This is a genomic window from Pseudomonas sp. IT-P260 (assembly GCF_949768395.1).
Lineage (GTDB): Bacteria > Pseudomonadota > Gammaproteobacteria > Pseudomonadales > Pseudomonadaceae > Aquipseudomonas > Aquipseudomonas parakoreensis.
Map to the genome: position 1 here is coordinate 62,770 of NZ_CATKPO010000003.1, position 13,755 is coordinate 76,524.

Sequence of the window (13,755 nt, forward strand, 5' to 3'; positions counted from 1 at the left end):
GGTCAGACGCCACACTTTTATTTGGCAAACAACTGTCCGATATCCTTGAACGCCTTGAACTCCAGCGCATTGCCACACGGGTCGAACAGAAACATCGTCGCCTGTTCGCCCACCAGGCCCTGAAAGCGAATCCCCGGCTCAATCACAAACCGCGTGCCCAACGACGTCAGGCGTTCGGCCAGCGCCTGCCATTGCGCCATCCCCAGCACCACCCCGAAATGCGGCACCGGCACGTCATGCCCGTCCACGGCATTGGTGTGGGCGGCTTCCTGTGCAGCGTTTTTCGGCGCCAGATGAATCACCAGTTGATGGCCGAAGAAGTTGAAGTCGACCCAGTGTGCGCTGGAACGTCCTTCCTCAAGGCCAAACACTTCACGGTAAAAATGTCGGGCGGCGGCGAGGTCGTATACGGGAATGGCCAGATGGAATGGGCTGAGTGACATAGGCGCGGTCTCGATAAACGGTTGGGGTGAGCTGAGTTTAGCGCTGTGCATTTCGATTGAAAGACGATAGTTTTTGCGTCGAGCTCAAATTATTTCGATCAATCGAGGTGTCCATGCTGCGTGAACTCAAGACCTTTCTGGCGGTGGCGCAGCACGGCACGTTTGCCGCGGCGGGTCTTCATGTCGGTCTGACGCAATCGGCGGTCAGCGCGCAGATCCGCAATCTGGAACAGACCTTGGGCGTAAGACTGTTCGATCGCACCGGGCGGCAGGCGATCCTCAATCCGGCAGGACAGCGAGCGGTGCCGATGGCGCAGGAAATGCTCGCGACTTTCAGTCGCATGGCGATCAGTGAAGACGCCAGCGAGTTCCGCGGCGAGCTGAGAATCGGTGCCGTGGCCACCGCACAGACCGGGCTGCTGCCTCAGGCGTTGTTGCGCTTGCGTCAGCAGGCATCGGGCGTGGAGCCGAAACTGGTGCCGGGGGTGTCGCTGAACCTGTTGAGTCAGGTGGATGCCGGGGAAGTCGATCTGGCGATCATGATCAAGCCGCCGTTCGAATTGCCCAAGGAGCTGTCGGCGCAGGTGATTCGTCGCGAACCCTTCGTTCTGATCGTGCCGACAACGGTCGAGGGCGATGATCCGCTGCAACTGCTGGCCGAACACTCTCACGTGCGCTACGACCGCAATTCGTTTGGCGGACGACTGGTGTCGCGGTTTCTGCGTGAGCAGCGGATAGACGTCCACGTAGCGCTGGAGCTGGATGAGCTGGAAGCGATTGTGAAAATGGTCGAGTGCGGGCTTGGGGTTTCGTTGCTGCCAAGAGCCGGATTGTGGCTGGAGCACCCGTTGAGGGTGAGGGTGATCGAATTGGGTGAGTTGACGTTCTATCGCGAGATGGTGCTGTTGCAGCGTTACAGCCAGCGCAGCCAGCCGATTCAGCAGTTGTTCGCCCGTTGCCTGGAATCGCAGGCATGAAAAAGCCCGCCAATTGGCGGGCTTTTTATCGGCAACGCGAAGATTACTCTTCGATGTTGCCCATGGCGGTGGTGTTGAAACCGCCGTCCACGTACATGATTTCACCGCTGATGCCCGACGCCAGGTCGGAGCACAGGAAGGCGCCGGCGTTGCCGACTTCTTCGATGGTGACGTTGCGGCGCAGTGGGGTTTGCGCTTCGTTGGCGGCCAGCATCTTGCGGAAGTTCTTGATGCCCGAGGCGGCCAGGGTACGGATCGGGCCAGCCGATACGCAGTTGACGCGGGTGCCGTCCGGGCCCAGGGAACCGGCCAGGTAACGTACGCCAGCTTCCAGCGAAGCCTTGGCCATACCCATCACGTTGTAGTTCGGCATGGTGCGCTCGGCGCCCAGGTACGACAGGGTCAGCAGGCTGCCGTTGCGGCCTTTCATCATTTCGCGACCAGCCTTGGCCAGGGCCACGAAGCTGTAGGCGCTGATGTCGTGAGCGATGCGGAAACCTTCACGGGTGGTGGCTTCGGTGAAGTCGCCGTCCAGTTGGTCGCCCGGGGCGAAGCCGACGGAGTGCACGATGCAGTCCAGGCCGTCCCACTTCTTGCTCAGTTCTTCGAAGACCTTGGCGATTTCTTCATCGCTGGCCACGTCGCACGGGAAGCACAGCTCAGGGCTCGAACCCCAGCCCTGTGCGAACTCTTCAACGCGACCCTTGAGTTTGTCGTTCTGATAAGTGAAGGCAAGCTCAGCGCCCTCGCGATGCATGGCGGCAGCGATGCCGGATGCGATGGACAGCTTGCTGGCGACACCGACGATCAGTACGCGCTTACCGGCGAGAAAACCCATGTGTTGCTCCTCTTTCAGGTTATTGCGCAGTGGCTGGTGCCAGAAAAGCGGCTTCCAGCAACTGCTGTGTATACGAATGTTTGGGAGCGGCAAAGATGGCTTGCGCGTCTCCCTGTTCGACCACTTGGCCATGCTTGACCACCATCAGCTGGTGGCTCAGCGCTTTGACGACAGCCAGGTCATGGCTGATGAACAAATACGTCAGGTTGTACTTGGCTTGCAGTGAACGCAACAGCTCCACCACTTGCCGCTGCACCGTGCGGTCGAGCGCCGACGTCGGCTCGTCCAGCAGGATCAGCGCCGGTTTCAGCACCAAGGCCCGGGCAATGGCGATACGTTGCCGTTGCCCGCCGGAAAATTCGTGGGGGTAGCGGTGCCGGGTTTCCGGATCCAGACCTACCTCCTTCAATGCCGCAATAATCGCCGCTTCCTGCTCGGTCGCGGTGCCCATCTTGTGAATCCGCAGGCCTTCGCCAACGATGTCGCTGACGCACATTCGCGGGCTCAGGCTGCCGAACGGGTCCTGAAACACCACCTGCATCTCCCGCCGCAACGGGCGAACCTCGTTCTGCGTCAGGCAGTCTAGCTGCTTGCCCTCAAAGCGAATGGCGCCTTTGCTGCCGATCAGCCGCAAAATCGCCAGACCCAGCGTGGATTTGCCGGAACCGCTTTCCCCCACGATCCCCAGGGTCTGTCCCTGAGGCAGGCTGAAATTGATGCCGTCCACTGCCTTGACGTAATCCACCGTGCGTTTGAGCAGGCCTTTCTTGATCGGGAACCAGACTTTGAGGTTCTCGACTTCGAGCAGCGGCGCCCCGATTTTATTGCTCGCCGGGCCTCCGCTGGGCTCCGCGCCGAGCAATTCCCGAGTGTACGGATGCTGCGGCGAACGGAACAGCTCTGCGCACGATGCCTGTTCGACGATGCAACCGCGCTGCATGACACATACGCGATGCGCAATTCTTCGCACCAGGTTCAAATCATGACTGATCAGTAACAGCGACATGCCCAATCGAGCCTGAAGTTCCTTGAGCAAATCGAGGATTTTCAGCTGAACGGTCACGTCCAGGGCGGTGGTCGGCTCGTCGGCGATCAACAGCTCCGGCTCGTTGGCCAACGCCATGGCGATCATCACCCGCTGGCGCTGGCCGCCAGACAATTCGTGGGGCAGGGCCTTGAGGCGCTTGTGCGGCTCGGGGATGCCGACCATCTCCAGCAGCTCCAGCGTGCGCTTGGTCGCGACTTTGCCGCTCAGGCCCTTGTGGATGCCCAACACCTCGTTGATCTGCTTCTCGATCGAGTGCAGCGGGTTGAGCGAGGTCATTGGTTCCTGAAAGATCATTGCGATGCGGTTGCCGCGGATGTGGCGAATGGTCTTTTCGCTCAGCCCCAGCAGATTCTGCCCGGCATAGTTGATGCTGCCGGCCGGATGCCGGGCCAGCGGATAAGGCAGCAGGCGCAGGATCGAATGCGCGGTCACCGATTTGCCCGAGCCGGATTCACCGACCAGCGCCAGGGTTTCGCCGCGCTTGATGTCGAAGCTCACGCCCTCGACCACCCGGTGGACTCGCTCATTCATGCCGAACTCGACGGCGAGGTCGCGCACTTCGATCAGATTGTCCTGATTCATTTCACTTCCTCGGGTCGAAGGCATCGCGAGCGGACTCGCCGATAAACACCAGCAAACTCAACATCAGCGCCAGCACCGCAAACGCGCTGATGCCCAGCCACGGCGCTTGCAGGTTGGATTTGCCCTGGGCCACCAGTTCACCCAGCGACGGGCTGCCGGCCGGCAAGCCGAAGCCGAGGAAATCCAGCGCGGTGAGGGTGCCGATGGCGCCGGTGAGGATGAACGGCATGAAAGTCATGGTCGAGACCATCGCGTTGGGCAGGATGTGGCGGAACATGATCGCGCCGTTCTGCATGCCCAGCGCCCGTGCCGCACGCACGTACTCGAGGTTGCGGCCACGCAGGAACTCGGCGCGCACCACGTCGACCAGGCTCATCCACGAGAACAACAGCATGATCCCCAGCAGCCACCAGAAATTCGGCTGGACGAAACTGGCAAGGATGATCAACAGGTACAGCACCGGCAATCCCGACCAGATCTCCAGAAAGCGTTGCCCGGCCAGATCGACCCAGCCGCCATAGAAACCCTGCAGCGCGCCGGCGATCACGCCGATGATCGAGCTGAGCACGGTCAGCGTCAGGGCAAACAGTACGGAAATGCGGAAGCCGTAAATCACCCGCGCCAGCACATCGCGGCCCTGATCGTCGGTGCCCAGCAGATTGTCCGCCGAGGGCGGGGCCGGGGCCGGGACTTTCAGGTCGTAATTGATGCTCTGGTAGCTGTAGGGAATCGGCGCCCACAACACCCACGCGTCCTTGGCCTTGAGCAGTTCGCGGATATACGGGCTCTTGTAGTTGGCTTCCAGCGGGAATTCGCCGCCGAAGGTGGTTTCCGGGTAGCGTTTGACCGCCGGGAAGTACCAGTGGTTGTCGTAATGCACCAGCAGCGGCTTGTCGTTGGCGATCAGCTCGGCGCCGAGGCTCAGGCCGAACAGAATCAGGAACAGCCACAGCGACCACCAGCCTCGCTTGTTGGCTTTGAACAGTTCGAACCGGCGGCGGTTGAGCGGGGACAGGTTCATCTCAGTGCTCCCGGCTGGCGAAGTCGATGCGCGGATCGACCAGGGTGTAGGTGAGATCACCGATCAGTTTCACCACCAGCCCCAGCAGGGTGAAGATGAACAGGGTGCCGAACACCACCGGGTAATCGCGGTTGATCGCCGCTTCGAAACTCATCAGGCCCAGGCCGTCGAGGGAGAAGATCACCTCCACCAGCAACGAGCCGGTGAAGAAGATGCCGATGAACGCGGAAGGGAACCCGGCAATCACCAGCAGCATGGCGTTGCGGAACACGTGGCCGTAGAGCACGCGGTTGCGCGTCAGGCCCTTGGCCTTGGCGGTGACCACGTACTGCTTGTTGATCTCGTCGAGGAAGCTGTTTTTGGTCAGCAGGGTCATGGTCGCGAAGTTGCCGATCACCAGCGCCGTCACCGGCAGCGCCAGATGCCAGAAGTAGTCGAGAACCTTGCCGCCCAGGCTCAGCTCATCGAAGTTGTTCGAAGTCAGGCCGCGCAACGGGAACCAGTCCAGATAACTGCCGCCGGCAAACACCACGATCAGCAGAATCGCAAAGAGGAACGCCGGAATCGCGTAGCCGATGATGATCGCCGAACTGGTCCACACGTCGAAGTGGCTGCCGTGTCGTGTGGCCTTGGCGATCCCCAGCGGGATCGACACCAGGTACATGATCAGCGTGCTCCACAGTCCGAGCGAGATCGACACCGGCATCTTCTCCTTTATCAGGTCGATGACCTTGGCGTCGCGGAAGAAGCTGTCGCCGAAGTCCAGCTTCGCGTAGTTCTTGACCATGATCCACAGGCGTTCCGGGGCCGATTTGTCGAACCCGTACATGTGCTCGATTTCCTTGATCAGCGCCGGGTCCAGACCTTGCGCGCCGCGATAGGCGGAGCCGGCCACCGAGACCTCGGCACCGCCACCGGCGATGCGGCTGGTGGCGCCTTCGAAGCCTTCGAGCTTGGCGATCATCTGCTCCACCGGGCCGCCGGGCGCGGCCTGGATGATCACGAAGTTGATCAGCAGGATGCCGAACAGGGTCGGGATGATCAGCAGCAGTCGCCGAAAGATATACGCCAGCATCTGATTACTCCGTGCCCACAGGGTCGGCTTGCAGTTTGGTTTCGACTTCTATGGCGGGTTTCGCGTCAGGCTTGACCCACCAGGTGTTAATCCCGATGTCGTATTTGGGCGAGACTTTCGGGTGACCGATGTGGTTCCAGTAAGCCACGCGCCAGGTCTTGATGTGCCAGTTGGGGACCACGTAGTAGCCCCATTGCAGCACCCGGTCCAGCGCCCGCGCATGGGCCACCAGGCTGCTGCGTGAATCGGCGTTGATCAGGCTTTCCACCAGTTGATCGACAATCGGATCCTTCAGGCCCATGGTGTTGCGGCTGCTCGGTTTGTCGGCGGCCGCGCTCATCCAGAATTCGCGCTGCTCGTTGCCCGGCGAATTGGACTGCGGGAAGCTGCCGACCATCATGTCGAAGTCCCGCGAGCGCACGCGGTTGATGTATTGCGAAACGTCGACGCGGCGGATCACCAGATCGATGCCGAGGTCGGCCAGATTGCGTTTGAACGGCAGCAGTACGCGTTCGAATTCGGTCTGTGCGAGGAGGAACTCGATGACCACTGGTTTGCCGCTGGCGTCGACCATTTTGTCGTCGACAATCTTCCAGCCAGCCTCTTGCAACAGCTGATAGGCCTCGCGCTGCTGGGCGCGGATCATGCCGCTGGCGTCGGTCTTGGGGTTCTCGAAGGCTTCGCTGAACACCTGCGCCGGCAGTTTGCTGCGAAACGGTTCGAGGATCGCCCGCTGCTCGGCGTCCGGCAGGCCGGTGGCGGCCATTTCCGAGTTCTCGAAATAGCTGCGGGTGCGGAAGTAGGCACCGTTGAACAGCTGTTTGTTGGTCCATTCGAAATCGAACAACAGGCCGAGCGCCTGCCGCACCCGCACATCCTGAAACACTGGACGGCGCAAATTGAAAACGAAGCCCTGCATGCCGGTCGGGTTGCTGTTGGCGATCTGTTCCTTGATCAGCCGACCTTCGGTGACCGCCGGAATGTTGTAGGCGTTGGCCCAGTTCTTCGCGGTCATTTCCAGCCAGTAATCGAACTGCCCGGCCTTCAGCGCTTCGACGGCGACGGTGTTGTCGCGGTAGTAATCGGTGGTCATCACGTCAAAGTTGTAGAAGCCGCGATTGACCGGCAAATCCTTGCCCCAATAGTCCTTGACCCGCTCATAGCGCACCGAGCGCCCGGCCTTCACTTCGGCGACCTTGTACGGGCCGCTGCCCAGCGGGATTTCCAGATTGCCCTTGGTGAAATCGCGATTGGCCCACCAGTGTTTCGGCAGCACCGGCAACTGGCCGAGGATCAGCGGCAACTCGCGATTGTTGGTGTGCTTGAACTTGAACAGCACCTTGAGCGGGTCTTCGGCGATCACCTCGTCTACGTCGCTGTAGTAGCCGCGAAACAGCGGCGAACCGTCCTTGGTCAGGGTCTGGAAGCTGAACACCACGTCTTCGGCGCGCACCGGATGGCCGTCGTGAAAACGCGCTTCCGGGCGCAGGTAGAAACGCACCCAGCTGTTGTCCGGGGCTTTCTCGATCTTCGCGGCGATCAGGCCGTATTCGGTGAACGGCTCGTCGAGGCTGTGCTTGGTCAAGGTGTCGTAGATCTGCCCGACGTCATCGGCCGGTACGCCTTTGCTGATGAATGGGTTGAGGCTGTCGAAGCCGCCGAACCCGGCCTGGCGGAAGATCCCGCCCTTGGGCGCGTCGGGGTTCACGTAATCGAACTGTTTGAAGTCCGCCGGGTATTTCGGCGGCTCGTTGTACAGGGTCACAGCGTGTTGCGGGGCGGCAATCGCCAGCCCGGCGAACAGCAGACCGCTGGCCTGCAGGAGCAGGGCACGGATGGGGGTCATTTATTGTTCTCCGAAGATTTCAGCCACCACGCGCTCAGGCCCAGGGTGTAGGGCGGCGTGGTGACGAAAGCCAACCGGTTGCGGTAGGCCAGTCGGTGATAATTGAGGTACCAGTTGGGAATGCTGTAGTGCTGCCACAGCAGCACGCGGTCCAGCGCCTTGCCGGCGGCGACCTGTTCGTCGCGGGTTTGCGCGGCGAGCAATTGTTCGAGCAGGTGATCGACCACCGGGTTGGCGATGCCCGCGTAGTTTTTGCTGCCCTTGACCCCGACCTGACTGGAATGGAAGTACTGCCATTGCTCCAGACCCGGGCTGAGGGTCTGGTTGAGGGTCATCAGGATCATGTCGAAATCGAACTGGTCCAGGCGCTGTTTGTACTGGGCGCGATCCACCGTGCGCAGGCGCGCGTCGATGCCGATGCTGTTGAGGTTCTCGATATAGGGCTGGAGGATCCGCTCAAGGTTCGGATTGACCAGCAGCAGTTCGAAGCTCAGCGGCTGCCCTGCGGCGTTTTGCAGGCGCTGGCCGTTGAGCTTCCAGCCGGCCTCGGCGAGCAGGGTCAGGGCCTTGCGCATGGTTTCTCGCGGGATGCCACGGCCGTCGGTCTGCGGCAGGCTGAACGGCTCGGTGAACAGCTTCACCGGTAACTGATCTTTATACGGTTTGAGCATCAGCCATTCGTGCCCCACCGGCAGGCCGCTGGCGCTGAATTCGCTGTTGGGGTAGTAGCTGGTGGTGCGTTTGTAGGCGTCGCTGAACAGCGCGCGGTTGGTCCACTCGAAATCGAACATCAGGCCCAGCGCTTCGCGCACCTTGACGTCGCTGAAGGTCGCGCGTCGGGTGTTCATGAACAGGCCCTGGCTCTGGGTCGGGATCTGATGCGGGATCTGTGCCTTGATCACGTCACCACGGCGCACCGCCGGGAAGTTGTAGCCATTGGCCCAGTTCTTCGCCTGATGCTCGATGTAGATGTCGAATTCACCGGCCTTGAACGCTTCGAAGGCCACGTCGCTGTCGCGGTAGAACTCGACTTCCATGCGATCAAAATTGTACTTGCCGCGATTGACCGGCAGGTCCTTGCCCCAGTAATCCTTGACCCGCTCGAAAATCAGCTGCCGCCCCGGCGTCACCGAGGTGATGCGATACGGCCCACTGCCCAGCGGTGGCTCGAAGGTGGTGGCCTTGAAGTCGCGATCCTTCCAGTATTGCTGCGGCAGCACCGGCAACTCGCCGAGGCGCAGAATCAATAACGGATTGCCCGAACGCTTCATCACAAAGCGAATGCGCTGCGGGTTGAGGATATCGACCCGCGAGACTTCCTGCAGGGCGGTGCGGTACAGCGGATGGCCGTCCTTGAGCAGCAAACGATAGGAGAACGCCACGTCGTAGGCGGTGATCGGTGTGCCATCGTGGAAACGTGCTTCCGGGCGCAGATTGAACACCACCCAGCTGCGATCTTCGCTGTATTCCACCGATTGCGCGATCAGGCCATAGCTCGATGCCGGCTCGTCACCGGACGGCGAATACTGGCCGGTGCCGACCATCAGCGGCTCGTTCAGCTCGTTGATGCCGTACTGCAGGAAATTCGGTGTCGTGACCGGGCTGGTGCCCTTGAAGGTGTACGGGTTGACCGTATCGAAGGTGCCGAACGCCATCACCCGCAACGTACCGCCCTTGGGCGCTTGCGGGTTGACCCAGTCGAAGTGGGTAAATCTGGCCGGGTACTTGAGCGTGCCGAATTGCGCATAACCGTGACTCTCGGTAATCGTCGCGCTTGCGGTTGAGCTCAAGGCCAGGCTGATCAGGAGCAGGAGGAGGGGACGCTTCAAGTCAGATCCGATCCAGGCGGCTTGGGCTTTGTGGGCCGTACAGTAACAGCTTGTCTGGACAGGAAAAAGATAGCGGGTTAATGCGCTGTTAATCGGCGTGCAATGCTTGCCCGGTTTGCATTGTAGCGAGGGGATTTATCCCCGATGGACTGCGCAGCAGTCCCCGTGGTTTTTGGAAGGCAGGGGCCGCTTCGCGCCCCATCGGGGATAAATCCCCTCACCACAAGGAATCCATCGGGGACAAAAATTCTGGCAATAAAAAAGCCCCTGAATTTCAGGGGCTCTTCTGTCAGTGCGGCTGGTAAACCGTGAGCATCTGCCCAGGCTTGAGGGCCTTGCCGGCACCCGGGTTCCAGCGCTTGAGATGCTGCATCTCGACGTTGAAACGCTTGGCCACCACGTACAGGGTGTCGCCACGCTTGACCTTGTACTGGGTCTGCTGCTGGCTGTCGGCCTTGCCTTTGGTCTTGCTGTTGGCGGCAATCACCGTGTTGACCCGGCCACTGTTGCGAGCCGGGGCGCGCTTGGTGGTGTCCTGCATCACCAGAGTCTGGCCGACCTTGAGGTTTTTGCCGGTCAGCTTGTTCCAGCGCTGCAGGTCCTTGACTTCGACCTTGTTGGCCTTGGCGATGGAGCCGAGGTTGTCGCCGCGTTTGACCCGGTAGGCGCGCTTGAGCTTCGCCACCTCGGTCGGGTCGGCACCGTCGAATACCGGTTTCAGCGAACGCGGGCTGATCAGTTCCTCAGGCCGCATGGTCTGCAGGCTGGCGGTCAGCAGTTGCGCCTTGGATGTCGGCACCAGCAGATGCTGCGGGCCGTCGATGGTGGTGCGTTGCTTGAAGGCCGGGTTGAGCTGGAACAGTTCGTCTTCGTCGATGTTGGCCACCGCCGCGACCTTCGACAGGTCCATGCGCTGGTTGATTTCGACGACCTGGAAATACGGTTCGTTGGCGATCGGGTTGAGGTTCACCCCGTAGGCTTCCGGGGCCAGCACCACTTGCGACAGGGCCAGCAGTTTCGGCACGTACGCCTGGGTTTCCGCCGGCAACGACGACAGGTTCCAGTAATCGGTCGGCAGACCGAGCTTCTCGTTGCGCTCGATGGCGCGGCTCACGGTACCTTCACCGGCGTTGTAGGCCGCCAGGGCCAGCAGCCAGTCGCCGTTGAACATGTCGTGCAGACGGGTCAGGTAATCCATCGCTGCGGTGGTCGAGGCGGTGATATCGCGACGGCCATCATAAAAGCGGGTCTGGCGCAGGTTGTAGTAGCGACCGGTGGACGGAATGAATTGCCACAGCCCCGAGGCGTCGGCGCGAGAGTAGGCCATCGGGTTGTAGGCGCTCTCGATCACTGGCAGCAGGGCCAATTCCAGCGGCATGTTGCGCTCTTCGAGACGCTCGACGATGTAATGAATGTAGAGACTGCCGCGTTCGCCGGCATTCTCGAGAAAGGAGGGGTTGCTGGCGAACCACAGGCGCTGTTGCTCGATGCGCGGGTTGACGCCCAGGCCGTCCTGCAGTTGGAAACCACCGCGCATGCGCTCCCAGATGTCCTGAGGCACTTGCGGGCTGGGCTTTTCGCTCAGCCAGATCGGTTTCTGCTTGGCTCGCGCAGCAATGTTCGGCGTATGGGTCGCTTCAGTCTGCGGAGCATGGCTGGAACAGCCCGCCAATGTGGCGGACACAGCCACCGCGATGGCTTGGGCCAGGCGGGTCAACGTGTCTGAATTGACGGACTTACGTATGGATGACGACATTGGCTGGAAGTAAGTTCCGGGCAAAAATGTCGGGCGATTCTAGAAAGCGCACCCCCTGCGGTCAACCATTCAGAATTTTTGTACCAGGGGGCGAGTCACTTAGAATTTATCTTTCCAGGCCCGCAGAGCCGCAAAAACCTCACTCGGCGCCCGGTTTTGAGCGCCTGCCCGTTCGTCCACTTTTTGTGTAACTAATGTTTCAGAGGTGCGCAGAAACGGATTGGTGAGCTTTTCCAGGGCCAGGGTCGAGGGCAGGGTCATCACGCCTTTTTCCCGTTGTTGAGTGACTTTTTCCAGACGGGCGGCAATGTCCGGGTTGCCCGGTTCGACCGCGGCGGCAAACTTCAGGTTGCTCAGGGTGTATTCATGGGTGCAATACACCAGCGTATCCTCGGGTAACGCGGCGAGGCGGCTGAGCGAGTGGTGCATCTGTTGCGGCGTGCCTTCGAACAGACGCCCGCAACCGGCGGCGAACAGGGTGTCACCGCAAAACAGCAGGCCGTGGTGGTAATAGGCAATGTGGCCGAGGGTGTGACCGGGCACCGCATAGACATCGAAGTCCCAGCCGAGGACGCTGACCGTGTCGTTGTCCTTGAGCGCCACATCGCGCCTCGGGATGTTTTCGCTGGCCGGACCGTAGACTGTGGCGCCGCTCGCGGCTTTCAGGCGTTCGACGCCGCCGACGTGATCGTGGTGGTGATGGGTGATCAGAATGTCGCTCAGCACCCAGCCCGGGTGTGCGGCGAGCCAGGCCTGCACCGGCGCGGCATCACCCGGATCGACCACGGCGCAGCGCTGGGTGCGGTGATCCTGTAACAACCAGATGTAGTTGTCGGTGAACGCGGGCAGGGCACTGATCTGTATCATCGTCGGAATTCGCCAAGCGGAAAACATTGGCGCATCTTAGAGCTTCTAGCGGCGTTGGAGAATGACATGACCGATAAAGCGTTCGCTCAGGCCGATCCCGACTGGCTGGCGTTGATCGGCGCGGCCCGTGAATGGCTGGCCGGCCCGCTCGGGCAATTTCTGCTGGATGAAGAACGACGCATGCTCGAAGACGAGTTGGGGCGGTTCTTCGGCGGCTATCTGGTGCATTACGGGCCGTCGGCGCAGACCCCGCCGTCGGCGCCGCAGGTGCAGCGCAACGTGCGGCTCGGCGCGCCGTTGCCGGGGGTCGAGATCGTCTGCGAGGAACAGGCCTGGCCGTTGAGCGAGCATGCTGCTGACGTGGTGGTGTTACAGCACGGTCTGGATTTCTGCCTGTCACCCCACGGATTGCTGCGTGAAGCGGCGAGCAGCGTACGCCCCGGCGGGCATCTGTTGATCATCGGCATCAACCCGTGGAGCACCTGGGGCCTGCGCCATGTTTTCGCCCACGACGCCTTGCGCCAGGCGCGCTGTATCTCGCCGTCGCGGGTCGCCGACTGGCTCAATCTGCTGGGGTTTGCGCTGGAGAAACGCCGCTTCGGGTGCTATCGTCCGCCGCTCGCATCGCCCAAGTGGCAGGCCCGACTGGCCGGCTGGGAACGCAAGGCCGGCGACTGGCAGCTGTCGGGCGGTGGCTTCTATTTATTGGTCGCTCGCAAGATCGTGGTTGGCCTGCGTCCGGTGCGTCAGGAACGTCGCGAGCCGATGGGCAAGCTGATTCCGCTGCCGATGGCCAAGGTCAACCGCCGTCGGATCGAACCGTAAACCTTCTTTTTATAGTGGCCGGACATGCTCCGGCCGCGGCCATCGTCGATCCGCGATTGACGGGGCCAGGCATTTATCTGGATAGCGTGGCATGAGCGAAAGCGTCGATAGCGTAGAACTGTTCACCGACGGCGCCTGCAAGGGCAACCCCGGCCCGGGCGGCTGGGGCGCCTTGCTGGTGTGCAAGGGCGTGGAAAAGGAACTGTGGGGCGGCGAGGCCAACACCACCAACAACCGCATGGAACTGCTCGGCGCCATCCGTGGCCTTGAAGCCCTGAAGCGTCCTTGCGAAGTGCTGTTGGTGACCGACTCGCAGTACGTGATGAAGGGCATCAACGAGTGGATGGCCAACTGGAAGAAACGCGGCTGGAAAACGGCCGCGAAAGAGCCGGTGAAAAACGCTGACCTGTGGAAAGAGCTGGATGAGCAGGTCAACCGCCACAAAGTCACCTGGAAGTGGGTGCGCGGGCACATTGGTCATCACGGTAACGAACGGGCTGACCAATTGGCCAACCGTGGGGTGGATGAGGTGCGCGGCTACAAGCAGAGCTGATTGACGGCGGAGCACTGTGGTATGCCCCATTCGCGAGCAGGCTCGCTCCCACATTGGAATGCGCTTCCCTGTGGGAGCGAGCCTGCTCGCGAATG

At 61.2% G+C, this 13,755-nt stretch carries 12 protein-coding genes; 3 read left to right on the forward strand and 9 right to left on the reverse strand.

Translation table 11 applies throughout. The features are described 5' to 3' along the window. Positions 1 to 17 precede the first annotated feature (17 nt). Positions 18 to 443 (reverse strand): VOC family protein, encoded by a 426-nt coding sequence (locus tag ACM6HV_RS02425; RefSeq protein WP_041067301.1) that lies wholly within the window; start codon positions 441 to 443, stop codon positions 18 to 20. A 113-nt stretch (positions 444 to 556) separates the two neighbouring features. Here ACM6HV_RS02425 and ACM6HV_RS02430 point away from each other — a divergent pair, with 113 nt between their 5' ends. Beyond that, the gene (locus ACM6HV_RS02430) at positions 557 to 1,420 is read left to right on the forward strand and encodes a LysR family transcriptional regulator (RefSeq protein WP_145595585.1); all 864 of its coding nucleotides are present in this window, start codon (positions 557 to 559) and stop codon (positions 1,418 to 1,420) included. Between the two features lie 43 nt (positions 1,421 to 1,463). Here the strand turns inward: ACM6HV_RS02430 and fabI are convergent, their stop codons facing one another. The 8 genes from fabI to gloB all read right to left on the reverse strand — a co-directional run bounded on the left by fabI (position 1,464) and on the right by gloB (position 12,282). Further along, positions 1,464 to 2,258: an enoyl-ACP reductase FabI gene (gene fabI, locus ACM6HV_RS02435; protein WP_003202751.1), complete on the reverse strand. Its 795-nt coding sequence runs from the start codon at positions 2,256 to 2,258 to the stop codon at positions 1,464 to 1,466. A 19-nt stretch (positions 2,259 to 2,277) separates the two neighbouring features. Then, a complete protein-coding gene (locus tag ACM6HV_RS02440) occupies positions 2,278 to 3,888 on the reverse strand; it encodes an ABC transporter ATP-binding protein (protein ID WP_145595587.1) in 1,611 nt (536 codons plus the stop codon). 1 nt (position 3,889) lies between these two features. Beyond that, the gene (locus ACM6HV_RS02445; protein ID WP_414903351.1) at positions 3,890 to 4,909 is read right to left on the reverse strand and encodes an ABC transporter permease; all 1,020 of its coding nucleotides are present in this window, start codon (positions 4,907 to 4,909) and stop codon (positions 3,890 to 3,892) included. A gap of 1 nt (position 4,910) precedes the next feature. Continuing rightward, entirely contained in the window at positions 4,911 to 5,984 is a 1,074-nt protein-coding gene (locus ACM6HV_RS02450; RefSeq protein ID WP_025109088.1) for a microcin C ABC transporter permease YejB, read from the reverse strand. 4 nt (positions 5,985 to 5,988) lie between these two features. Next, positions 5,989 to 7,830 carry an extracellular solute-binding protein gene (locus ACM6HV_RS02455; protein WP_131671348.1) on the reverse strand — a complete coding sequence of 614 codons (1,842 nt, stop codon included), beginning with the start codon at positions 7,828 to 7,830 and terminating at the stop codon, positions 5,989 to 5,991. Then, positions 7,827 to 9,659 (reverse strand): extracellular solute-binding protein, encoded by a 1,833-nt coding sequence (locus ACM6HV_RS02460; RefSeq protein ID WP_414903354.1) that lies wholly within the window; start codon positions 9,657 to 9,659, stop codon positions 7,827 to 7,829. The genes ACM6HV_RS02455 and ACM6HV_RS02460 overlap by 4 nt, the downstream gene beginning before the upstream one ends. 289 nt (positions 9,660 to 9,948) lie before the next feature. Continuing rightward, positions 9,949 to 11,415, reverse strand: a complete 1,467-nt coding sequence (locus tag ACM6HV_RS02465) for a LysM peptidoglycan-binding domain-containing protein (RefSeq protein ID WP_145595593.1) — start codon at positions 11,413 to 11,415, stop codon at positions 9,949 to 9,951. Positions 11,416 to 11,514: 99 nt separating this feature from the next. Further along, a complete protein-coding gene (gene gloB / locus ACM6HV_RS02470) occupies positions 11,515 to 12,282 on the reverse strand; it encodes a hydroxyacylglutathione hydrolase (protein ID WP_414903356.1) in 768 nt (255 codons plus the stop codon). A gap of 66 nt (positions 12,283 to 12,348) precedes the next feature. On the opposite strand from gloB, the gene ACM6HV_RS02475 reads away from it, so the two are divergent. After that, positions 12,349 to 13,107, forward strand: coding sequence for a methyltransferase domain-containing protein (locus ACM6HV_RS02475; RefSeq protein WP_003224159.1), 759 nt, complete (start codon positions 12,349 to 12,351; stop codon positions 13,105 to 13,107). A 91-nt stretch (positions 13,108 to 13,198) separates the two neighbouring features. After that, positions 13,199 to 13,660 (forward strand): ribonuclease HI, encoded by a 462-nt coding sequence (rnhA, locus tag ACM6HV_RS02480; RefSeq protein ID WP_003224162.1) that lies wholly within the window; start codon positions 13,199 to 13,201, stop codon positions 13,658 to 13,660. The last annotated feature ends 95 nt before the right edge of the window (positions 13,661 to 13,755 follow it).